This window comes from Psychromonas saccharinae, assembly GCF_051201515.1.
Lineage (GTDB): Bacteria > Pseudomonadota > Gammaproteobacteria > Enterobacterales > Psychromonadaceae > Psychromonas.
Window position 1 is genome coordinate 2,930,505 of the sequence record NZ_CP195153.1, and the last position, 23,202, is coordinate 2,953,706.

20 protein-coding genes and 6 tRNA genes are annotated in these 23,202 nt (G+C 37.8%); 11 read left to right on the forward strand and 15 right to left on the reverse strand.

Annotated elements, in window-relative coordinates; translation table 11 throughout:
- The first annotated feature begins 54 nt into the window (after positions 1-54).
- The 7 genes from ACR30L_RS12985 to ACR30L_RS13015 all read left to right on the forward strand — a co-directional run bounded on the left by ACR30L_RS12985 (position 55) and on the right by ACR30L_RS13015 (position 6,919).
- Positions 55-702 (forward strand): YqgE/AlgH family protein, encoded by a 648-nt coding sequence (locus ACR30L_RS12985; protein ID WP_435234678.1) that lies wholly within the window; start codon positions 55-57, stop codon positions 700-702.
- A gap of 47 nt (positions 703-749) precedes the next feature.
- On the forward strand, positions 750-1,184 hold the full coding sequence (ruvX, locus tag ACR30L_RS12990) for a Holliday junction resolvase RuvX (protein WP_435234679.1): 435 nt from the start codon (positions 750-752) through the stop codon (positions 1,182-1,184).
- 239 nt (positions 1,185-1,423) lie between these two features.
- On the forward strand, positions 1,424-2,089 hold the full coding sequence (locus ACR30L_RS12995; RefSeq protein ID WP_435234680.1) for a CerR family C-terminal domain-containing protein: 666 nt from the start codon (positions 1,424-1,426) through the stop codon (positions 2,087-2,089).
- The gene (locus ACR30L_RS13000; protein WP_435234681.1) at positions 2,090-3,085 is read left to right on the forward strand and encodes a biotin/lipoyl-binding protein; all 996 of its coding nucleotides are present in this window, start codon (positions 2,090-2,092) and stop codon (positions 3,083-3,085) included.
- A complete protein-coding gene (locus ACR30L_RS13005; protein WP_435234682.1) occupies positions 3,078-4,649 on the forward strand; it encodes an ATP-binding cassette domain-containing protein in 1,572 nt (523 codons plus the stop codon). Before ACR30L_RS13000 ends, ACR30L_RS13005 begins: the two co-directional genes overlap by 8 nt.
- The gene (locus tag ACR30L_RS13010) at positions 4,646-5,761 is read left to right on the forward strand and encodes an ABC transporter permease (protein WP_435234683.1); all 1,116 of its coding nucleotides are present in this window, start codon (positions 4,646-4,648) and stop codon (positions 5,759-5,761) included. The genes ACR30L_RS13005 and ACR30L_RS13010 overlap by 4 nt, the downstream gene beginning before the upstream one ends.
- Positions 5,762-5,818: 57 nt before the next feature.
- A complete protein-coding gene (locus ACR30L_RS13015) occupies positions 5,819-6,919 on the forward strand; it encodes an ABC transporter permease (RefSeq protein WP_435234684.1) in 1,101 nt (366 codons plus the stop codon).
- Positions 6,920-6,935: 16 nt separating this feature from the next.
- Here ACR30L_RS13015 and ACR30L_RS13020 read toward each other — a convergent pair whose 3' ends face one another.
- Complete coding sequence (locus ACR30L_RS13020) at positions 6,936-7,475, reverse strand: hemerythrin domain-containing protein (RefSeq protein WP_435234685.1); 540 nt, start codon at positions 7,473-7,475, stop codon at positions 6,936-6,938.
- A 113-nt stretch (positions 7,476-7,588) separates the two neighbouring features.
- A complete protein-coding gene (gene ung / locus ACR30L_RS13025) occupies positions 7,589-8,239 on the reverse strand; it encodes a uracil-DNA glycosylase (RefSeq protein WP_435234686.1) in 651 nt (216 codons plus the stop codon).
- 354 nt (positions 8,240-8,593) lie between these two features.
- Between ung and grcA the strand changes: the two genes are divergently transcribed.
- Complete coding sequence (gene grcA, locus ACR30L_RS13030; protein ID WP_435234687.1) at positions 8,594-8,974, forward strand: autonomous glycyl radical cofactor GrcA; 381 nt, start codon at positions 8,594-8,596, stop codon at positions 8,972-8,974.
- A gap of 78 nt (positions 8,975-9,052) precedes the next feature.
- Here the strand turns inward: grcA and tesB are convergent, their stop codons facing one another.
- From tesB to thrA, 4 genes are all read right to left on the reverse strand, one after another.
- The gene (gene tesB / locus ACR30L_RS13035; protein ID WP_435234688.1) at positions 9,053-9,916 is read right to left on the reverse strand and encodes an acyl-CoA thioesterase II; all 864 of its coding nucleotides are present in this window, start codon (positions 9,914-9,916) and stop codon (positions 9,053-9,055) included.
- Between the two features lie 120 nt (positions 9,917-10,036).
- Complete coding sequence (gene thrC / locus ACR30L_RS13040) at positions 10,037-11,314, reverse strand: threonine synthase (RefSeq protein WP_435234689.1); 1,278 nt, start codon at positions 11,312-11,314, stop codon at positions 10,037-10,039.
- Positions 11,311-12,267: a homoserine kinase gene (gene thrB, locus ACR30L_RS13045; RefSeq protein ID WP_435234690.1), complete on the reverse strand. Its 957-nt coding sequence runs from the start codon at positions 12,265-12,267 to the stop codon at positions 11,311-11,313. Before thrB ends, thrC begins: the two co-directional genes overlap by 4 nt.
- A 103-nt stretch (positions 12,268-12,370) precedes the next feature.
- Positions 12,371-14,833 (reverse strand): bifunctional aspartate kinase/homoserine dehydrogenase I, encoded by a 2,463-nt coding sequence (gene thrA / locus ACR30L_RS13050; RefSeq protein WP_435234691.1) that lies wholly within the window; start codon positions 14,831-14,833, stop codon positions 12,371-12,373.
- A 573-nt stretch (positions 14,834-15,406) separates the two neighbouring features.
- On the opposite strand from thrA, the gene arcA reads away from it, so the two are divergent.
- Both arcA and ACR30L_RS13060 read left to right on the forward strand, forming a co-directional pair.
- Positions 15,407-16,123 carry a two-component system response regulator ArcA gene (arcA, locus tag ACR30L_RS13055; protein ID WP_435234692.1) on the forward strand — a complete coding sequence of 239 codons (717 nt, stop codon included), beginning with the start codon at positions 15,407-15,409 and terminating at the stop codon, positions 16,121-16,123.
- 148 nt (positions 16,124-16,271) lie between these two features.
- The gene (locus ACR30L_RS13060) at positions 16,272-16,946 is read left to right on the forward strand and encodes a DUF3047 domain-containing protein (RefSeq protein ID WP_435234693.1); all 675 of its coding nucleotides are present in this window, start codon (positions 16,272-16,274) and stop codon (positions 16,944-16,946) included.
- Positions 16,947-17,138: 192 nt separating this feature from the next.
- Here ACR30L_RS13060 and ACR30L_RS13065 read toward each other — a convergent pair.
- From ACR30L_RS13065 to uvrY, 9 genes are all read right to left on the reverse strand, one after another.
- Positions 17,139-17,224: transfer RNA gene (locus ACR30L_RS13065), tRNA-Leu, on the reverse strand.
- Between the two features lie 15 nt (positions 17,225-17,239).
- A tRNA-Cys gene (locus ACR30L_RS13070) sits at positions 17,240-17,313 on the reverse strand.
- A 136-nt stretch (positions 17,314-17,449) separates the two neighbouring features.
- Positions 17,450-17,525: transfer RNA gene (locus ACR30L_RS13075), tRNA-Gly, on the reverse strand.
- 42 nt (positions 17,526-17,567) lie between these two features.
- Positions 17,568-17,653: transfer RNA gene (locus ACR30L_RS13080), tRNA-Leu, on the reverse strand.
- Positions 17,654-17,668: 15 nt separating this feature from the next.
- Positions 17,669-17,742, reverse strand: a tRNA-Cys gene (locus ACR30L_RS13085).
- A gap of 102 nt (positions 17,743-17,844) precedes the next feature.
- Positions 17,845-17,920, reverse strand: a tRNA-Gly gene (locus ACR30L_RS13090).
- 172 nt (positions 17,921-18,092) lie between these two features.
- Entirely contained in the window at positions 18,093-18,638 is a 546-nt protein-coding gene (pgsA, locus tag ACR30L_RS13095) for a CDP-diacylglycerol--glycerol-3-phosphate 3-phosphatidyltransferase (protein ID WP_435234694.1), read from the reverse strand.
- Positions 18,639-18,781: 143 nt separating this feature from the next.
- Positions 18,782-20,614, reverse strand: coding sequence for an excinuclease ABC subunit UvrC (uvrC, locus tag ACR30L_RS13100; protein ID WP_435234695.1), 1,833 nt, complete (start codon positions 20,612-20,614; stop codon positions 18,782-18,784).
- A gap of 45 nt (positions 20,615-20,659) precedes the next feature.
- Positions 20,660-21,304: a UvrY/SirA/GacA family response regulator transcription factor gene (gene uvrY, locus ACR30L_RS13105; RefSeq protein ID WP_435234696.1), complete on the reverse strand. Its 645-nt coding sequence runs from the start codon at positions 21,302-21,304 to the stop codon at positions 20,660-20,662.
- A 486-nt stretch (positions 21,305-21,790) separates the two neighbouring features.
- On the opposite strand from uvrY, the gene ACR30L_RS13110 reads away from it, so the two are divergent.
- Entirely contained in the window at positions 21,791-23,191 is a 1,401-nt protein-coding gene (locus ACR30L_RS13110; protein WP_435234697.1) for a glycoside hydrolase family 1 protein, read from the forward strand.
- The last annotated feature ends 11 nt before the right edge of the window (positions 23,192-23,202 follow it).

Sequence of the window (23,202 nt, forward strand, 5' to 3'; positions counted from 1 at the left end):
TTGAAAATAGCTGCCATACTGACGGTATGGCATCATCAACATAGGGAATATCATATGACTAAGGACAAAATAAGTAGCACTAATGATAGCCCCGCCATTGTGCACCACAATAGCGATCTCGCGGCTGACGATACAACCGAAGTAGTAGATAGTTTGAAAAACCATCTACTTATTGCAATGCCCGCTTTAACCGATCCCTACTTCAAACAATCCGTTGTTTATCTTTGCGAACATGATGAACAAGGTGCAATGGGATTTATTATTAATTACCCGGTGAAATTAACACTCCAGGAATTATTAAAAAATGTAGAAAGCATCTCTTATCAACCTGAGCCGCCTTTACTCGAACCGGTTTTTTTAGGTGGGCCGTTGGAACTAGAGCGTGGCTTCGTGTTGCACTCCCCGCTTCCCGATAACTCACAAAGTACCATGCTCAATGAACAACTAATGATGTCTAATTCAAGTACTATATTAACCAGTTTAGGGACCGATAATGCGCCTGAAAAATATTTAGTCACGCTTGGTTATGCAAGTTGGGATTCAGGTCAATTAGAAGAAGAGATTAAAGAAAATAATTGGCTCACGGTGAAGAGTGAAAATGAACTTATTTTTAATACGCCAATTGAAAAACGTTGGGCAGAGTCCTTACATCGACTCGGTATCACCCCAGATCAACTTTCAACAACTGGCGGCCACGCATAATAATATTGAAAAGCACGCGGCTAAATAAACAAGGTAATAAATAAAGCATGACAACACCATTCGCTCCAGCAACATTACTTGGTTTTGATTTTGGAACCAAAAGTATCGGTGTATCAACCGGTCAAATGATAACAGCAACAGCACAACCCATTGCTGCTATAAAAGCAAATGACGGCATCCCAAGCTGGGATATCGTAGGCAAGGTCATTGCAGAGTGGCAGCCTGACTTAGTTATTGTCGGATTACCATTAAATATGGATGGTACAGAACAACCCATTACCCAACGTGCCAAAAAGTTTGCTAACCGACTCAATGGTCGATTTGGTGTTAAAGTTGCCTTACAGGATGAACGTTTAACCACAGCAAGCGCAAAAGAGTTTATTTTCAGTCATGGCGGCTATAAAGCGCTCGATAAAGGCAAAATAGACAGTGTTTCAGCCGCTTTGATTTTAGAAAGCTGGATGGAAAACTATTACGAATAATACTGCTGATGAATTAAAAACCGCCCGACCTCTATTCACATTACCTTTAAAAAGGTAAAAGCACAGCAAGCCGTAAAATGAATTTTTCTGTCTATTGATAGGGTCAAACGGCGTTTTTCTCCAACCCTATCAAAACATATATTTCACCTAAATATCATAAATCATGATCTATATCACACTTACCAATCAATCGATTGATTAATATAATTCAATCAATTGATTGAACATTGGGAATAGATATGGATCTTACAAGTTCAGACATAAAAGACCGTTTATTAATCGCAGGATTAGAGTTATTTGCAAAGCGTGGATTTCACGGTGTCAGCATTAGAGAGTTAGCGACACAAGCTAACGCAAACTCATCGATGATCACCTATCATTTTGGTGGAAAAAAAGGACTGTATCTCGCTGTTTACCAATATATTGCCGATCTATTAAATAGCAGAGTAAGCGAAGTGTTTATTGAAAACGAAGTACTGCTAAATAATTTAAATAAGCAAGATGCTGCCCAAAGAAATCAAAATATTCTTGCAATTTTAAAGGATATTTCCGATAAATTTATGACATTAATGCTCAGCCAACATTCAATATCAATTGCTAAATTATTACTTGCAGAACGAGATGATAAGTCCGATGCTTTTATGATTTTATATAATGCCTACATCAATCCCGTCTTAAACCATATCGCTAACTTACTCGGCCAATTAATATCAGAAAACCCGCATAGTATTAAAGTAAAAACCCTCGCGATTAACTTTATCGCTCAACATGTGATATGGCGAATTATGCACAATATCGGAGAATGTTTTATTCTCGAAAATGAACACGATCAATTAATAAATTACCAACAAGATATTCAATTTCATATTTTTGCTCAGTTAACAGCAGAAATTAAGGTGGCTTAAATGAATAAAAAAATGGTGCTATTCATCCTAATTATAATTGCCATGAGTAGTTATTTTTATTATCAAAAAAAACAACAAGCACAACAAATGGCAACGCCTATTCTGTATGGAAATGTCGATGTACGCAGTGTTAATTTAGCATTTCAACAGACAGGACGGATTGAGACTCTGTTCGTTGATGAAGGCGCTCAAGTGGTCAAAGGTCAATTATTAGCACAATTAGATAACACTCATTTTACGAATACCTTAGCCATTGCAAAGGCTAATTTAAATCTGGCCAAAGCACAGCTCGCTAAGGTGTTATCTGGTTCACGAGCGCAGGATTTAGAAGCCGCTCACCAAGATATAAAAAGATTACAAGCCAAATTGACATTAGCCGATAGCACACTGCAACGTCAGCAACGTCTTCGGAAAACAGGCGCTGTTAGCCAAGGTGATTTAGATAATGCCAAGTCCACCTACAATGAAGCATCGGCAGCTCTTGCCGTTGCAGAACAAAAATTTTCCCTATTAAAAGAAGGCGCAGATAAAGAAGATATTGCCATTGCGTATGCGCAAATTGATATTGCACAAGCACAATTGAGTGCAGCACAAACTACACTCGATGAGACACAATTATATGCGCCTGATAATGCCCTCGTACAAACGCGTATTTTAGAACCCGGTTCAATTGTAGGTATCAATGTACCCGTTCTTTCGCTTTCAGTACGATCACCCGTTTATATTCGCGCCTATATAAGTGAAACGCTATTGGGTGAAATTTCACTCGGTCAGAAATTGAAAATCTATACCGATAATAGAAAAACACCTTATCAAGGCCATATCGGTTTTATTTCTGGTACCGCTGAATTTACCCCTAAAACAGTAGAAACAGCATCATTGCGTACGGATCTTGTCTATCGATTACGCATTCTTATCGATGGTGATGATGAGGGATTAAATCAAGGACAACCTGTCACCATTAAATTTCAACCAATGACACATGCAAATGAATAAATCAGTCGTTGCAAATATTCAATCGGTCAGTAAACGATTTGCAAACGTAATCGCCATCGATACTATCACCGCACAAATCAAGGCTGGAAAACTAACGGGATTAGTCGGCCCCGATGGCGCAGGAAAAACGACCTTAATGCGACTATTAGCCAATTTAATGCAGCCAACGTCTGGCACTATCGATATTACATCAAGCCAACAACAAAGTAATATTGCAGAACTTGTTGGCTATATGCCGCAACGATTTGGTTTATATGAAGATTTAACCGTGATGGAAAATATGCGCCTTTATGCGCAGTTGCGTGGCATCGACGGAGGGCAACAGACAACACTATTTACTGAATTATTAGCATTTACCAAACTAGCACCTTTTATAAACCGCTTAGCGGGCAACTTATCTGGAGGGATGAAGCAAAAATTAGGATTAGCATGTGCATTAATGGCCAAACCCAAACTACTGCTCTTAGATGAACCAGGTGTTGGTGTTGATCCCGTTAGTCGCCAAGATTTATGGGCAATGGTACAAGCATTAACCGACGATGGTATGGCCGTCATCTGGGCAACGGCTTATATGGACGAAGCACAACAATGCGATACGGTTCTATTGATGGACAAAGGCCAATTCTTATATCAGGGCAGCCCCAATGAATTAATGGTTCGCTATAAAGCAGAAAAATTCGAAGATGCCTTTATCGAACTGCTGGGCGGCTTTTCTCTGACCCATTCTGAATTAGCAGAAAGAATGCCTGCAATTAAATTGCCTCATCTACAAATAGAAAGTAACAGTGACACAAAGCCTACGATGGTGGAATGTACGCATTTAACTAAAAAGTTTGGCAACTTTTGTGCCACAGATGACGTTAGTTTTGCCGTAAAACAAGGCGAGATATTTGGTCTTTTAGGGCCCAATGGTGCCGGAAAATCAACGACGTTTAAAATGCTCTGCGGCTTACTATCGGTAACAACAGGTAGTGCAAAAGTCGTTGGTTTAGAATTAGCCCACTCGGGTAAACAAGCGAAGTTACACCTCGGTTATATGGCTCAAAAATTTTCATTGTATGATTTACTGTCAGTCAAACAAAACCTTAACTTTTCTTCTGGCGTCTATGGCTTAAAGGGTAAAGAGCGGAAACAGCGTATTAATGAAATGATTGAAACATTCCATTTACAACCCTTTTTAAATCGTTCACCGACAGAACTTTCTTTAGGGTATAAACAACGATTAGCACTGGCTTGTGCATTAATGCACCGCCCTGCTGTTTTATTTTTAGATGAACCTACATCAGGTGTCGATCCCTTAACCCGACGCGAGTTCTGGATGCATATTAAAGCCTTTGCCGCTAAAGGCATGACGATTATGGTAACAACCCATTTTATGGACGAAGCTGAATATTGTGATCGCATCGCTCTGATGTACCACTCCCAGCTTATTGCCCTAGATACACCTGAAAAATTAAAACAAAGTGTGGCGAATAATGGAGAGACAATCGATATGGAAACCGCCTTTATTGCCCTAATTCAACGCAATGAAGCCGAGCGTAATAGTCAGGCGGTAGAGCAATGAGTAAGATAATAAAAGGAATGCGTTTAAACGCCTTAATTTATAAAGAAATACTTCAAATTATGCGCGATCCCTCTGCAATTGTTATCGCTTTTATTTTACCCATTGTATTGCTATTTTTATTTGCTACAGCTGTTTCATTAGATATAAAACAAGTCCCAATTGGTATTGTTCAATCATCCAATAGCCAAGATGCTAATACACTTTACAGTGCATTTAAGGGAAGTCATTATTTTAAAGTCTATAGCGGAAGAGATCGAGAGCAGGTTGAAAAACTGTTAATCGATGATGTCATTGATGGATTTGTGGTAATCCCAAGTAACTTTAAGACCCGCTTAGTAAATAAAGATTATAATGGACTGGTACAAGTTATCACCGATGGTACCCAACCTAATACCGCTAGCTTTGTCACTAATTATACGAAAAACGTTGTTCAAAGCTGGCTCACAAACAAAGGTATTCAATCAAAACAAATACCGATAAACTCGCGTGTTTGGTATAACCCTGATATTGAAAGTAAACAATTTCTGGTACCGGGTGCGATTGGTATTGTAATGACCATGATAGGCACCATGCTAACAGCTTTAGTTATCGCTCGAGAGTGGGAACGCGGCACCATGGAAGCACTACTTTCAACCCCAACAAGTATTGCTGAAATTTTATTAGGAAAACTAATCCCTTATTTCCTATTAGGTATGATAGCCACACTCATGTCGGCAATGTTAGCACAATGGTTCTTTAATGTTCCTTTTCAAGGTTCTTGGTTTGCTTTAATTTGTATCTCCGCAGCATTTATGATCCCCGCGCTGGCGCAAGGCTTGCTTATATCTACTTTAGCCAAAAATCAATTTATAGCATCTATGGTCGCACTCTTATCTGCTTTTTTACCTGCATTTTTATTATCTGGTTTTTTATTTGAAGTAGATTCGATGCCATTTCTTATACGCTTACTCACTGAAATTCTAGCGGTGAAATATTTTATTACATGTATTCAAGCGGTCTTTTTAACTGGGGATGTATGGGCACTATTTCTGCCAAATATAGGTGCAATGTTACTGATCGGTATCGTATTATTTGCAATTGCTTTTAAGAAAACACATAAAAGCCTAGAGTAAATTAATTAGTCATCATTTAATAGGCAGTGTTTAGTTGGATTTTAAAAGAGGAAAATCATGTTTAGTATCCTTTTCGCACAAATAATCAAAGAGTTTTTAAGTATTCTACGCGACTCGAAAACCCGTATTATTTTAATCGGCCCACCGCTCGCGCAGCTATTTATTTTCTCCTACGCGATTACCCTAGAAGTCGATAATGCCACCATCGCAGTATTTAATCAGGATACAGGTAGTTACTCACAAGCCTATATTGATAAACTATCCCACTCGTATATGGTAAGAAAAATAATACCAATATATAGCCAACAACAATTAACAGCGGTATTAGATCAAAGAAAAGCGATACTCAATGTGACAATTCCTCAAAATTTCTCAGCGCAATTAGCACAAAAAGAATTACCACATTTACAAGTGATCGCCGATGGCAGACGGGCAAATGCAGCACAAATTGCAATGAACTATATTCAACAAATAAGTAATCAATTTATAACCGAAAAACTGACATTATCAAAGCCAGTTTCTCCGGTAATTGAAAGACATTGGTTTAACCCAAACCTATCTTATCAATGGTATGTGGTGCCGAGTTTATCGGGAGTATTAGCCATGATTATCTCCCTGCTATTAACCGGGTTAAGTATTGCAAGAGAAAGAGAATTAGGAACCTTTGATCAACTCCTTGTTTCCCCCGCAAGCAGTAGTGAAATTATTTTAGCAAAATTATTCCCGCCCATTGTGATTGGTATGGTATTGGGAAATTTAATGATTACTGCGGGAGTGGTGATTTTTTCAGTTCCCTTTGTCGGTTCTTTATTTCTATTAGAAGTCGCATTATTTACATTTATGCTGTCAATATCAGCCGTTGGACTCTGTTTTTCAGCAATATCAACTACTCAGCAGCAGGCAATTTTAGGTTGTTTTGCCCTTGCCGTTCCATTGATTCTATTATCTGGATTTTCCACCCCCGTCGCCAATATGCCAAACGCATTACAACACGTCGCATATTGGGTGCCGCTAACCCATTATCTCATCATCGTTCAAGGCACCTTTTTAAAAGCGATACCCGCGAATATTATTATTGAACATCTTATTCCCATGATCATGGTGGCATTTGTTAGTTTGACTGCCGCCACCTATTTAGTAAGAAGTAAACTACAATAATCCGGCTCAACAGTAACTATTCTTGCTCAATTGCGGCTGCTAGTTTTTTATATTGATCCGCAATATCACTACCAAATAAAGGATCATGATGGGCATTATGCTTCCATTGTTGTTCAATATTCAACCAATCGTCGGGTGTAAAACTCTTTTCTATCGCAGGCAATAAACGTTGATCTTCATAATTCATATGATTGACTTGTAAATCCACAAAATTCTGCAATTTTTCTATGCACTCATTTTTAGGCACAATCGCATCAAGTAATACCATATTCAATAATTCATCTAATTCAACGGTTACTTTTTTCAAATGCTTATGCTCTTCATGTAATCGAAGGTTATCTTCTTTAGATTGTTCATGATGTGCTGAATAATAATCATAAATAAAATCTTCCAGGGGGTGATGATATTTATCAGAATAAGTGCGAAGGTAATTAATAATTGATTTGGTAACCCGGTAATCTATCTGCTGATCCATTTCAAGTGACGAGATATGTTTTGTTAATAACTTCAAAAGTCGACTTATATTAATATGATCATTCTTAATAATCTTTAGCATAATTAGCACTCTATTGATGAAAAAAACAACATTTAGTATAAATGATTTAACAAAAATAAACCTAATAAACAGTTCACATAATACATTATTACTTCAAAAATAATACAAATCGCTTACCAATGAATAATCGACTTCCCTTTCTGAATTAAAATATCATTCACTTGATTAAAATGATTACATCCGAAAAAACCACGATATGCTGATAATGGAGAAGGATGCACAGAGGTCAATATATTGTGCTTGGTAAGGTCAATGAGTCGCGATTTTTTTTGAGCATAACTTCCCCATAATAAAAATATAACATTATCCTGCACATTATTTATTTCACTAATCACATTATCGGTAAATGTTTCCCATCCTTTCCCTGCATGACTGCCAGCAAGCCCTTTTTCGACAGTCCATACTGAATTAATCATTAATACACCTTGTTTAGCCCAATGTTCTAGGTTCCCCGATTCGGGTATTTTAAATTCAGGGATGCTTTGTGCTAACTCTTTATAAATATTACGTAATGAAGGCGGAACTTTAACCCCTTCTGGCACTGAAAAACTCAACCCATGGGATTGTCCGACACCATGGTAGGGATCTTGACCTAATATAACCACCTTAACACTGTCTAATGGCGTTAACTTTAACGCATTAAAACGTAATGCTTTAGGAGGAAGAATGGTTTTCCCTAACAATTCTTCCTCTTCCAAGAATTTTTGTAATGTAATGAAATAAGGCAATTGTGCTTGATTTTCTAGAAATGCTTTCCAACTCATATTATTTCCTAAGGAGATTATATTTTAACAAATAGACACAATAACCATCTTTAAATAATGGTTATTAAGAATTAATGTTAAAAATAAATTATAAAAATGTAAAAATAGTGGTTATTATTAGATGGTAATTATTAACCAAATAAACATTAAAACCCAATAAAAACAACACTTTCAGAAAATGCATTGACATCAATCAATGATAGTTGATTTAAAACTACAAAAAAAATGTGGTTTTTGATTTACATCAATTATTTTTGTTCATATAATAAACCCATCTTAAAGAAAGAGGTTAAAAACTAAATTCTTTAACTTTGTTTTAACTTTCTCAATCACTACTAATGTAAGGAGCATATCATGGCTTTAGGAATTCAAATTACTAAATCTGACAATTCATCTCTACTTAACTCTTTTTGGTTATTAGACGAAGCAAACTCTCAAGCACGTTGTCTGTGTGTTAAAGATAATGCTTACGAAGAAGATCAAGTTGTATCTATTGCCGATTTAGGTGATATTGAATATAAAGAAATTGCTGTACAAGCACCATCAATTCAAGAAGGTGGTCAACACCTTAATGTTAATGTTTTACGTCGTGAAACATTAGAAGATGCAGTTAAACATCCAGAAAAATACCCACAATTAACAATCCGTGTTTCTGGTTATGCAGTACGTTTTAACTCACTAACTCCTGAACAACAACAAGATGTATTAACTCGTACATTTACTGAAACACTATAATAGTATTACTACTTTGTGTTTAGAAACAAAAAAGGGAAGTTAATACTTCCCTTTTTTATACCCGTTAATCAAAAATAATTAATTTTTCTTCTTACGAATCAACCCTTCTTGAATTGTCGAAGCCACCAAAACACCATCACGCGTAAAAAATTGACCTCGTACTAAACCTCGGCCATCGGATGCTACAGGGCTTTCAACCGCATATAATAACCAATCATTTAAATGAAAATCATTATGGAACCACATGGAATGATCAATCGTGACCATTTGTACGCCTTCAGTGAAATAGGAAACACCATGAGGCTGCAGTGCCGTTGGTAAAAAATTAAAGTCAGAGGCATAAGCCAACAGATAACGATGAATAAACGGCTCGTCTGGCATTTTTCCATTTGCCTTAAGCCAAATTAGTCGTTTTGGCTCAACTTTATCGGGATCAGCAGGATTAATAAGTGTCACTGGTCGCATCTCGATTGGTTTTTCAGCAACCAAAGTCTTACAAATAAAATCAGGTAAAATATCTGAATGCAATAATGCCATTTCCTGTTCAGAAATTAACTCTTCAGGTGGTGGTGCATCGGGCATCGTATCTTGATGTTCAAAACCTGGCTCCTTAGCTTTAAAGGATGCCGTCATAAAAAAAATAGCTTTACCATTCTGTACCGCTTTAATACGGCGCGTTGAAAGCGAACGACCATCTCGTATTCGCTCAACATCATAAACAATTGGTAAACTCGTATCTCCTTTTAACAGGAAGTACGAATGAAAAGAATGAACACGATATTCTTCAAGAACGGTTGCCTTAGCAGCAGAAATAGCTTGGCCCATTACCTGACCACCGAAAACCACTCCTAAGCCAAGATCTTGGCTATTACCTCGGAATAGATTTGCTTCTAGCTTCTCTAAACTAAGCTGATCTAAAAGATCGTTTAATACTTTACCCATTTGAACTCCTAAAAAAAAAGCGTGCTATGACGCTTTTTTTTATTTCAAAACTACCTCTTGTATCGATTTTATATCAAAAAATATAGAATTAATCAGAGAGGTATCACTCCTTCATGGTGTTTATAAAGACATTAATAATTCACGTACTTTTGCAAAATCAACGGGAAACTCTTTAGACAGTAAATCTAAATCCGCACGCGAAGCTAATGCTTCTGGAATAAAGATGTCACGGCCTAAAATAGCTTCAACACTTTCTTTAAACTTAGCAGGATGTGCAGTGCATAAGAATAAACCTGTTTCATCATCTTTAAGTTGTTTGGTTAACTCACTGTAAGCAATTGCCCCATGAGGCTCACATAGGTAACCTAATTTATCTAAATCTTTTAATACTGATTTAGTTTCTTCATCGCTCAACTTACCGTAACCTAATTCAGATAAAGACCAGCCTTTTACTTTAAATAACTCTTCAATACGCGGCCAGTTATTTGGTTGACTTACATCCATTGCATTTGAAAGTGTCGCAATTGTTGGTTTTGGTGACCAAGTGCCTTCGGCAAGATAGCGTGGTACCGTATCATTTTCATTGGTTGCCGCAATAAAACGTTTAATTGGTAAGCCCAATGCTTTTGCTAATAAACCAGCAGTTAAATCGCCAAAGTTACCACTTGGTACAGAAACAACTAAGTTATTGCGTTGTGCAGCATCTAATTGAGCAAATGCTTCAAAGTAATAACAAATTTGTGCTAATAAACGACTGATATTAATTGAATTTGCAGAGTTCAAACCAATTGCTTGTTTTAATTCCTGATCATCAAACGCTTTTTTAACCATTGCCTGACAGTCATCAAATGTCCCTTCAATAGCAACGGTTGTAATATTACCGCCGAGTGTACAGAAAAGCTTTTCCTGTAAAGGGCTAATTTTACCTTTTGGATAAAGGATAACTACGTTGATATTTTCCATACCATAAAAAGCATGAGCAACTGCAGCCCCTGTATCACCAGATGTTGCAGTTAAAATTGTAATTTTACCGTCATCGTTAAATTGCGCTAAACATTGCGCCATAAAACGGCCACCAAAATCTTTAAAGGCTAATGTTGGACCGTGAAATAATTCTAATGCACTAATTTGATCAGTTACTTTTTTAACGGGTGCTTCGAAGGTAAATGCATTTGCAACAATACCATGAATTGCTTCTTTACTAAGCTCATCACCAATAAGGTGCGATAAGACTTCCGCAGAGCGATCCACTAGGTTCATTGCTAATAATTCATCGATATTATCAAGTGGCGTGATTGTCTCTGGGAAAAATAACCCTTGGCCACGTCCTAACCCTTGCTTAACAGCTTGTTGAAAGCTGACTTGTTCACTGTTATCGATGATGTTGTATAAATTCATAGTTCTGTTCCTAACACGCGTGCGCCCTGTTCATCAAGACGACATATATGACAAAATCCTTCATCATTCTGAAGAAAGTTTTCTGTTAACCAAGTTTGTAAAGATTCAGCTCGTTCAAGATCGTTCATAACGGCAAACACCGTTGGTCCTGAACCAGATATTCCCATTGCTAATGCACCACTTTGTTCAGCTGCAAGTCGAGCTTCCTTAAAGCCAGGAATCAACTGTGAACGATAGGGTTCAGCGATAACATCCTTAAGCATTTTTGCCGCTAACTCAGGCTGATTGCTATAACTCGCATGCACAAAAGCACCAAGGCGGCGCCCATAGGTCAATGCATCACTTAAACGATATTGCGCAGGTAAAATATTACGTGCAGCTGAAGTTGAGATAGTAATACCCGGATATGCAACGACCCAGTACCATTCTTTAAATGAGGGAATGGTCTGGCTTATAACATCGCCTTCATTAATCATTAATTGCATACCACCAAGGTAACAAGGGGCAACATTATCATAATGAACACTGCCGCTTATTTGCCCTTCCATTTCCCCCATCAATGCCAACATTGTGTTTTCATCGAGTAAATAATCATGCCATGCATTTAATGCTTCAAGCGCAGCAACAATAGAACTTGAGCTTGAACCTAATCCACTGCCTACGGGTAGGTTTTTTTCTAGCGTCATCGTAACCGCTAAAATTTTCTTATTAAGCTTTGCAATCGCAGCTTCGTAGCCAAGATAACATTGATACACAATATTTTTATCTGCTTCGGGGGGAAGTTTGTGCGCATAGCGTCCAATACATTCCAAAGAAAAACCGTAATCACCCTTGGATATTCTCACTCGGTCGCCGAGTAATTCACCGCTAATTGGCGCTAATGCACCACCTAATACATCAAAACCTACACTGACATTAGCGGTCGAGGCAGGTGCATATGCTACAACACTCATTTAAAACTCCTGTTTCTGAATGTTTACAGTTGTGCGCATGACAGAAAAATTGCCTTCACAATTTTGCTTAGCGGCGCTATTTATATAAAATTTAACAGGCATTTTAAAATTCCTGCTTCCAGTTTAACGTACGTAATACATCAGCAAACACACCTGCTGCAGTAACTTCTGTGCCCGCTCCATAACCACGAAGAACAAGTGGGATAGGTTGATAATATTGGCTATAAAAGGCCAATGCATTTTCTCCATCTTTAACTTTATTAAGAGGATCATCTGCATCTACTGCTTTAATGCTACATTTACATTTACCATTTTCAATACTACCGATATAACGCAGTACTTGGCCTTTTTCATCGGCTTTTTCTTGTAACTCTTTAAAGTATGCATCCGCTTCAGGCAAACGCGCCATAAATTCATCTGCGGTACCTGTATCATCGAAACCAGGTGGTAATGCTTGTTCTACTTCGACATCATCTAACGACAATTCCATTCCCGCTTCACGCGCAAGAATTAACAATTTACGCGCCACATCGGTACCACTTAAATCATCACGCGGATCTGGTTCTGTAAAACCCATTTCACGCGCTTGAGTCGTCACATCTGAAAAGGATAAACCATCGTCCAATTTACCAAAGATAAAGGATAGCGACCCCGATAAAATACCATTAAATGTAATTAATTGGTCACCCGCATTGAATAGATTTTGCATATTTTCAATAACCGGTAAACCTGCCCCTACATTGGTATCATATAGGAATTTACGTCGTTTCATTAGGGCTGTTAAACGAAGCTGTTGGTAATAATTCATACTGCTTGTATTGGCTTTTTTATTCGCAGTCACCACATGGAAACCTGCACTTAAAAAGTCAACATAACGTGCCGCAATGGCATCATTACTTGTACAATCTACAATCACAGGGTTAATAATATGAGAGTCATTAACTAATGACTGCATATTTTGTAATGAAAGTGGTTGAGTAGCGTCTTTCAACTGCTCACGCCAATTATCTAGTTCAATACCTTGCTCATTCATTAACATCACACGACTATTCGCAATACCACAAACACGAATTTGAATATTGCGTTCAGCTAAGCGGGCTTGTTGTCGGAAGACTTGATCAACTAATGCACCGCCAACGCCACCACAGCCAATTAAGAACATATCAATGTATTGCACACTACCAAAGAATTTTTGATGGCAAGCAATAACCGCTTCCTGGGCTTTATCTTCATCAACTACAACAGAAATTGAACGCTCTGAAGAGCCTTGAGCAATCGCCGCAATATTTATTGACGATTCAGTCAATGCCGTTAAGAAACGGGCAGCAACCCCTTTGGTTTTCTTCATCCCATCGCCGACAAGTGACACAATCGCTTGATTTTCGACAACATCAATATTGCCTAATAGGTTATTTTTAAATTCAAGTGAAAATTCATCGCTTAGCACACGCAGGGTTTTCTTAGTATCACGAGAAGGAATACAAAAACTTAAACTGTATTCCGATGAAGACTGAGTGATTAAAATAATCGACACACCGGCACGTGAAATAGTGGCAAAAATACGCCCAGCCATGCCAACAATCCCTTTCATTCCCGGACCTGAAAGGCTTAACATACTTAACCCTTTTAGATCAGAAATCCCTTTGACATGTAATTCTTGATCGGATTGTTCCGAACCAATTAGTGTCCCTCTAGCTTGTGGGTTATGGGTGTTTTTAATCAAACAAGGGATAGCATGTTGTGCAATTGGCCCAATGGTTTTTGGATGTAACACCTTCGCACCAAAATAAGAAAGCTCCATCGCTTCTGCATAGCTAAGTTCGCTTAATAATTTAGCATCTTTAACTAATCTTGGATCACAGCTATAGACACCGTCTACATCCGTCCAAATTTCGCAACACTCTGCTTTTAAGCAAGCGGCCAATACTGCAGCAGAATAGTCAGAACCATTACGCCCCAGTACAACAGTTTCACCTTGCTCATTACCCGCTGTAAAGCCAGGCATTAAATAAATGGCGTTGCGAATAATAGGTTGTTTAGTCAATCGCGTTCTAGACGCTTCAATGTCAATTTGCGCCTCGAGATACCCACCTTTATAACAAATTAATTTATCCTGTGGTTTAATCACCTCAACTTGATGACCACGACTTATTAATAATTGCTTCATGCAAGCAATGCTAAGACGTTCGCCCTTCGATAAAATCTGTGCCTCAATACTAGGTGGACATTGCGCTAATAGACGCACACCTTCAAGCAAATTACTAAGATGTGATAATTCCTGTTCAAAAACAGTTTTAAGTAGATCATCCGCAAATTCTTCGTAGGTATTCTTTAATCCTTGAATTAACTCAGCAAAAATACGTTGAATATCGGTTAAATGGCTATCTGCGGATAACCCTTTACTGGTTTTATCAACAAGTGCAACCAGGTTATTGGTCACGCCTGCAGGTGCCGATAAAACTAAAGCAATCTGAGACTGTTGCTGATTATTGATAACAATATCTGCAACTTGATTAAAACGTTCGGCATTTGCTAATGAAGTGCCGCCAAATTTAAGTACGCGCATGTAAACGATCCCTGCTGTAATACAAAAAACCCGCAACTGAATCGCGGGTCCCAAAAAACTTGATTTATTTCATTAATTTAACGTAACCAAGAACCCCAGATAAATAATCTGAGACAAAGTTAAATTGATGAAATAAAACATAAACCATAATCGTGTTCGGTATTCTAATAATAATACTTGAATAGTAAAAGGACATCATAACAAAGCTTTATCTTGACGGAAACAGATGACTGTTTAGTTCTCTCGGTTTTCTTTATAAAAAGAACAATTTCTCCGTTAACAAAGCGAAGTCAAATATTAACACTTGAAATTTTATTTTTAGTTGATAAATAACAACATGTAATTATGAACTAAAAATAAAATCTCCGTATTTACAACGCAAGCTTTTGATGCATATCAATAATAATTTGTTTATATCCTAAGATAACAACTTTTCTGTTGTTATCTTAATGTTAAGCAATTATAGTTATTTCATTACAACGCACTAATTTCGACCGGCCCTTATTTACATTTAATTTACACCAAAATTAATAGGGAAAGTTGAAAAATTATCGTATCCATAAAGGAGTTTTCATGTCTACACCTAACATTTTGATCGTTGAAGACGAATTAGTCACGCGAAACACATTAAAAAGCGTCTTTGAAGCCGAAGGTTATAATGTACTGCAGGCTAGCGATGGTGAAGAAATGAATGAAATTGTGAAAAATCATACCATTCACCTTATTATTATGGACATTAATTTACCCGGTAAAAATGGTTTATTACTTGCACGCGAATTACGTAAAAACCAAAATATCGCTCTTATTTTCCTCACAGGACGAGATAATGAAGTCGATAAAATTTTAGGCCTGGAAATTGGTGCGGATGACTATATCACTAAACCTTTTAATCCGCGTGAATTAACAATTCGTACGCGTAACCTACTTACTCGTACAATGGCTGAATCTGCAGCGGCAGAAGAAACGGCACCTGTTATTCAAAATTATAAGTTTAATGGTTGGACATTAGAAGCAGATAGCCGTTCTTTAGTTAGCCCGCATGGTGATGTCTTTAAATTGCCTCGTAGTGAATTCAGAGCAATGCAATTACTTATCGAAGCGCCTGGTAAAATAAAAACGCGTGAAGACCTGTTAATGAAAATGACTGGCCGTGAACTAAAATCCCATGACCGTACCGTTGATGTTACGATCCGTCGTATACGTAAACACTTCGAAAGTATCCCAAATACACCTGAAATTATTGCAACTATTCATGGTGAAGGTTATCGTTTCTGCGGTGAAGTTGAATAAAAAGATTCATCATCACATTGAAGAATAATGAGAAAAAGTGCTGCCCTAGCACTTTTTTTATGCGTTAAATGAAATTTATTTTCTAAAACCCCTTTCTATATTATTAATCTAATTAATCACTTATTTTACTAACCGATTGGGAAAACATATGAAAATAAAAAATAGTCTACTTTTAATTAGCTTTGCTTTTAGCCCTTCCGTTTTTTCCGCTGAACAAGTTAATATTTCTGATTTTGAATCAAAAAGTTTAACTAACTGGACAGCTAAATCATTTGCAGGAACAACTGAATACTCAGTCATTGACTTAGACAATACGCCAACACTTAAAGCATTCAGTAATGCGTCGGCATCGGGTATAGCCAAAGAACAAAAAATAGATCTAAAAAAGACACCTTATATCACTTGGTCATGGCGCATCGATAATCGTTTACCCAATTTAACCGAAACAAGTAAAGATGGCGATGATTATTCAGCAAGGCTTTATATTGTTAAAGATGGTGGTTGGCAGGTTTGGAAATCACTAGCATTGAATTATGTTTGGTCAAGTAACCAAGCAAAAGGAAGCACATGGGATAATGCCTTTGTGGGCGATAACGCAAAGATGTTAGCCGTTCAAGGCAAGGCAAGTGATACATCTACATGGTATACCGAAAAACGTGATGTATACGCGGATATGATTGCACAATTCGGTGATAAAGGAAGCGATAAAGCAAATGAGAAAGCCTACCGTTATATTGATGCCGTAGCCTTAATGACGGATACCGATAATAGTAAACTTTCTGCAACAGCCTATTACCGTGATATCCATTTTTCAGCAGAATAATCATAGATAAAATGCTTAATACCAATTGTAGCAAATAACTAATCTAAACTTTAAAGTAGATAGTTAGCGAAATTGGTATCAATATTTTCAGCCTTAATGCACGGTATAAGTAAAAATGCGTTACTCTAACTGCTTTAATACTGAATTTTAGATATAAAAAAACCAACTCGAAAGTTGGTTTTTTTATTGAATTGGTGCCCGGAGACGGACTTGAACCGTCACGCTCAGAAAGCGAGGGATTTTAAATCCCTTGTGTCTACCGATTCCACCACCCGGGCAAATCTCTAAGTTATTGGAGGCGGAACCCGGAGTCGAACCGAGATAGATGGATTTGCAATCCACTGCATGGCCACTCTGCCATTCCGCCAATATAACTTGTGCTACGTAATGTAGCTATATCAGCAAGCTAATATATTTATTTAACTATCTTAAACTACTACATGAAACTATAAAACTTCATGCCCCCGACTATTATGGTCAAGGTCGTGCTCTCTTCTAAAATTTGGAGCGGTACACGAGACTCGAACTCGTGACCCCGACCTTGGCAAGGTCGTGCTCTACCAACTGAGCTAGTACCGCTTAAAACTTTGTATAAAACAGCGTTATGCTATTTTATGGAATTGGTGCCCGGAGACGGACTTGAACCGTCACGCTCAGAAAGCGAGGGATTTTAAATCCCTTGTGTCTACCGATTCCACCACCCGGGCAAATCTCTAAGTTATTGGAGGCGGAACCCGGAGTCGAACCGAGATAGATGGATTTGCAATCCACTGCATGGCCACTCTGCCATTCCGCCAATATAACTTGTGCTACATGAAACCACAAAATCTCATGCCCCCGACTATTATGGTCAAGGTCGTGCTCTAAAAAAATAAGCACGTAATGCTCTTTTAAAATTTGGAGCGGTACACGAGACTCGAACTCGTGACCCCGACCTTGGCAAGGTCGTGCTCTACCAACTGAGCTAGTACCGCATCACATATTTTAATTCATCTTAAGGTTAACAATTATCTGCTTTCCCTTTCGATGGATTGGCATTCTAATGATAATCAGAAATGAGTCAACATTATTTTTGTTGTTTTTTACAGTTTGCCTGCTGTTCGCCGTTTTTTTAAACGGAGCAATCACTTATCAAACAATTAGTTATTAATTTTCACTCAATGCTGGCCAAGCCGCTTTCAAATAAACAAACATAGACCAAAGGGTTAGAATAGTCGCAATATATAAGAACGCAAAACCAATCCATTCCATTTCAATCGAGTGTTGCCAAATTAATAGGAACAAAGCAAGCATTTGTGCAGTGGTTTTAAATTTACCGATCCAAGATACCGCCACACTGGCACGTTTACCAAGTTCGGCCATCCATTCACGTAAAGCTGAAATAATAATTTCGCGACAGATCATCACCATCGCGGGGATAGTAATCCAAATAATGGCATAATGTTCAACAATCATCACTAAAGAGACCGCGACCATTATTTTATCTGCAACGGGATCAAGAAAAGCACCAAAGGACGTTTGCTGGTCTAATTTTCTTGCTAAATAACCATCTAATGCATCTGTCAGTCCGGCCATACAAAAGATAAAGGCTGCCGCTTCGCTTGCCCAAGTTAACGGTAAATAATAAAGTACAACAAAAATGGGGATTAAGAAAATTCGAAAGCCCGTTAAAATATTGGGGATGTTAAGCATTAATATGTCCTTAAATATAACTGATCCTCAAATCGCCAGACATATTGTCATAACACTTTGAGCATAAGTCTATTTTTGCATTTTATTGTTTCTCAATGCAAATAGTTAACTCGGATAATTCTAAAATATATCCTTATGTTACCTCAAGAATGCAGCGCTTCATGAATTTTCTCTGCCAATGGGTAACTTATCCCAGGGATTTTTGCTAAATCATCCACGCCTGCCGATTTTACCCCTTGAATACCACCAAAATAGTTGAGCAGATCCTGACGACGTTTTACACCAACCCCCGCAATGCCTTCTAAACTACTTGTACGTCTCTTTTTATCACGTTGTTGGCGATGGCCCATAATCGCAAAACGGTGCGATTCATCGCGAATTTGCTGGATTAGATGTAATGCAGGAGAATCGTCAGAAAGCTCTAAGATTTCATGTGTTTCCGCCATAATTAAAGTTTCCAGTCCCGCCTTACGTGTCACGCCCTTCGCAATACCAATCAATAGAGGATATTTTCCAGGAAAATTCTCTTCTAAGGAATTAACAATATTTTCCGCTTGCTGTAATTGCCCTATTCCACCATCAATAAAAATAATATCAGGCACATTTTCAGGAGATTGTACTTCTTTAAAACGACGCGCGAGTGCTTGAGCCATCGCAGCATAATCATCACCTGGCGTTATCCCGGTAATATTAAATCGTCGATAAGCAGATTTATTGGCCCCTTCACGATTAAAGACCACACATGATGCCACTGTTTTCTCTCCCATCATATGGGAAATATCGTAACACTCCATACGTTGTATCGGCGCACTTAAATCGAGTTTTTCTTCGAGTAACTGGTAGCGTTGCAGAATATTTTTTTTCTGACTAAGGTGTGTTTGTAGGGCAATTTTTGCATTGGTATGCGCGAGTTTAATAAATTTTGAACGTTCTGCACGAACATCAATTTTTAATACTGTTTTATATCCACAGTATTCCGAGAACAGTTCAGAAAAAATATCACGTTCAGGAAAGTCTTCACTTAATAGAATCTCTTTAGGCATGGTTCGCCCATTTTGCCCAGATAAATAAAATTGACTTAAAAAGGCAGTTAATATTTCATCTTTACTCGCATTACGCGGAATTTTAGGAAAATAATTGCGACTACCTAAAATACGCCCTTGACGAATAAACAACATATGGAAACTGGCCACACCTTGCTCGTAAACCATCCCAAGCACATCAAGTTGTTCAATGTCACCACTCACCCACTGTTGCTCTTGTACTTTTTGTAACGACTTAATTTGATCGCGACGCACTGCCGCTTTCTCAAATTCGAGTGCATCACTAGCAGTTTCCATCTCAGCCACAAGTTCACTAATGACTTCTTTACTTTTACCCAGTAAAAAATCACTCGCTAACTCAACTTGATGTTTATATTCTTGCTCACTCATGGCATCAACACAGGGACCTAAACAGCGCTTTAATTGATATTGCAAACAAGGCCGGGAGCGGTTGCTATAATAACTGTCTTCGCATTGTCGAATCGGAAATAACTTTTGCATCAACAATAAACTTTCTCGCACCGCGCCACCACTAGGGTAAGGCCCGAAATAAGTACCTTTACGTTTTTTATTTTGTGCGCGTACCATGGTTAATTGTGGATGTTTATGATCGCTAATAAATAAATACGGGTAAGATTTATCATCACGTAGTAACACATTATATTTAGGTTTATATTGCTTAATAAAATTATGCTCGAGGATCAATGCCTCGGTTTCAGTAAACGTCACCGTCACTTCAATATTCGCAATATGGCTAACTAATGCCAACGTTTTAGGATGTTTTTGGGTCAGACTAAAATAACTAGACAATCGTTTTTTTAGGTTTTTAGCTTTACCGACATAAATCACCGTTTTGCTATCGTCAAACATACGATAGACACCCGGCTCATTGGTAACGGTTTTTAAAAAAGCTTCGGAAGAAAATACACTCATAAAAAAATGACACCCATAGGTGCCATATCCATCTCATCTAAAAAATTAAAGCGTATCAGCATCAAGCATGCCATAGCGAATAGCTAGGTGGGTTAGCTCAACATCACCATGAACGCCTAATTTATCAAATAACCGATAGCGGTAGCTATTAATGGTTTTTGAATTCAAGCTTAATTGTTCAGAGATATCGGTGACACGTTGCCCTTTCGTTATCATCATCATAATTTGCAACTCTCTTTCCGAGAGTGAACCAAATGGATTTTCTGCGGCAGGGGAAATTTGAGAAAGCGCCATTTGTTGGGCTATCTCAGGTGCGAGATAACGTTGTCCTGCATGAACAGAGCGAATCGCATTCAACACTTCATCAGGGCACGCACATTTACTTAAATAACCAGCGGCACCTGCTTGCATAACCTTGGAAGGAAAAGGATTTTCCGTATGCATGGTTAGCATTATTACTTTAATATCTTCATTAATCCGCAAAATACGGTGCATGGCATCTAGCCCACCAATGCCCGGCATATTCATATCGAGTAACACCACATCCGGTACATTACTACGACACCATTTTACAGCCTCTTCTCCGCTTTCTGCTTCTCCTATTACTTTCATGCCTCGAACATCATCAATGATACGGCTAATCCCTGTTCGAACTAATTCATGGTCATCGACCAACAGGATATTTATCACAAAAATTCTCCGTAGATGAATATATACAACACTCATCTATCAAACTTAACCAATTTAAAATCACAACAAGCTGATAATAAATAAAATCTTATAACTTACAAAATTTATACATTATTCGCAATAAAGTATTAATGTAATCAAGTCGATAATAAAGCTCAATCGAATAGCTTAATATACTGAATACTTACTCAGTGAAACTGATACTATTCGCAAGGTATAAATTCATATAATACTTAAAAAAGATAAACACGTTAAAACACAACAAACATTAATGCAACTTCCTATCTTATCTTTGTCGACAAGTTTTTTAAACATTCTAGTACTACTTTTTGCTTAATTAACATGAATATCAACAACTTCTTGAGATAACGATCACAAATGAAACCGGTTGCATTTGATGAATACCTTATTTAATTTTATTCTGAATTCATAAAAATTTCGATTAGTTTGTTGTTATATATCAATTTAAATTGTGAGGAAATTACAATGTCTACTATTGCGTTAGATAACTTCCCAAAAAGTTTTTTATGGGGAGCTTCAACTTCTGCTTATCAAGTTGAAGGAGCTTGGAATGAAGATGGAAAAGGCCCTTCGGTTATCGATATGGCACCGATTGTTGAAGGCACAACCGATTTTAAAGTCACCAGTGATCATTATCATCGTTATAAAGAAGACATTAAGCTATTTGCCGAACTTGGATTAAAAGCCTATCGATTTTCTATCGCTTGGACCCGAATTTTTCCTGATGGTGACGGCGAAATAAACATGAAAGGCATTGCATTTTATAACGATTTAATTAATGAAATAATTGCCAATGACATTATTCCTATTGTTACCATGTACCACTTTGACCTTCCCTATGCACTAGCGATAAAAGGTGGATGGTCAAATAGAACAACGGTTGATGCATTTGCAAATTACAGTAAAATTTTATTTGAATATTTTGGTGATCGGGTTACCTATTGGCTAACAATCAATGAACAAAATATGATGATCTTGCACGGCGATGCAATTGGGACAGCCGCAAATAATGATAATGAAAATCCATTACAGGATCTTTACCAACAAAATCATCATATGTTACTAGCGCAAGCAAAAGCCATGGTACTGTGTCATGAGATGTTACCCACCGCTAAAATTGGCCCAGCTCCCAATATTTCAGCCATCTACCCTGCTTCTTCAAGACCCGAAGATATTTTAGCAGCAAGTAACTGCGCATCAATTCGAAATTGGTTATACCTCGATATGGCAGTTCACGGCCGCTACAATAATATTGCATGGAGCTACCTTAAAGCACGCAATGCACTGCCTATTATTGCCGAAGGGGATATGGTGTTAATGGCCAAAGCTAAGCCAGACTTTATTGCCTTTAACTATTACAACACAGCGACCGTTGCTGAAGCCACCAGCGATGACTTTGCCAATTCTACTGGCGACCAACAAATTGTTATCGGCGAAAAAGGGTTGTTTAAGGGTACGTCTAATCCCAACTTAGTGGTTAATGAATTTGGTTGGGAAATAGACCCAGTTGGCTTTCGCAATACCTTCCGAGAAATTTACGAACGTTATACATTACCACTGATTGTGACAGAAAATGGCCTTGGTGCATTTGATAAAATTGAAGCCGATGGCAGCATTAATGATGACTACCGGATCAATTATTTAACTCAGCATATTGAACAAATTAAATATGCAATCGAAGACGGTGTTGAGGTGTTTGGTTATTGTCCATGGTCAGCGATTGACCTTGTTAGTACCCATCAAGGCTGTGTTAAACGCTACGGTTTTATTCATGTTGATCGCGACGAATTTGATCTAAAAACATTAAAGCGATCTAAGAAAAAAAGCTTCTATTGGTATCAAGCTCTGATCAAATCGAACAATTAATGAAGGCTGCT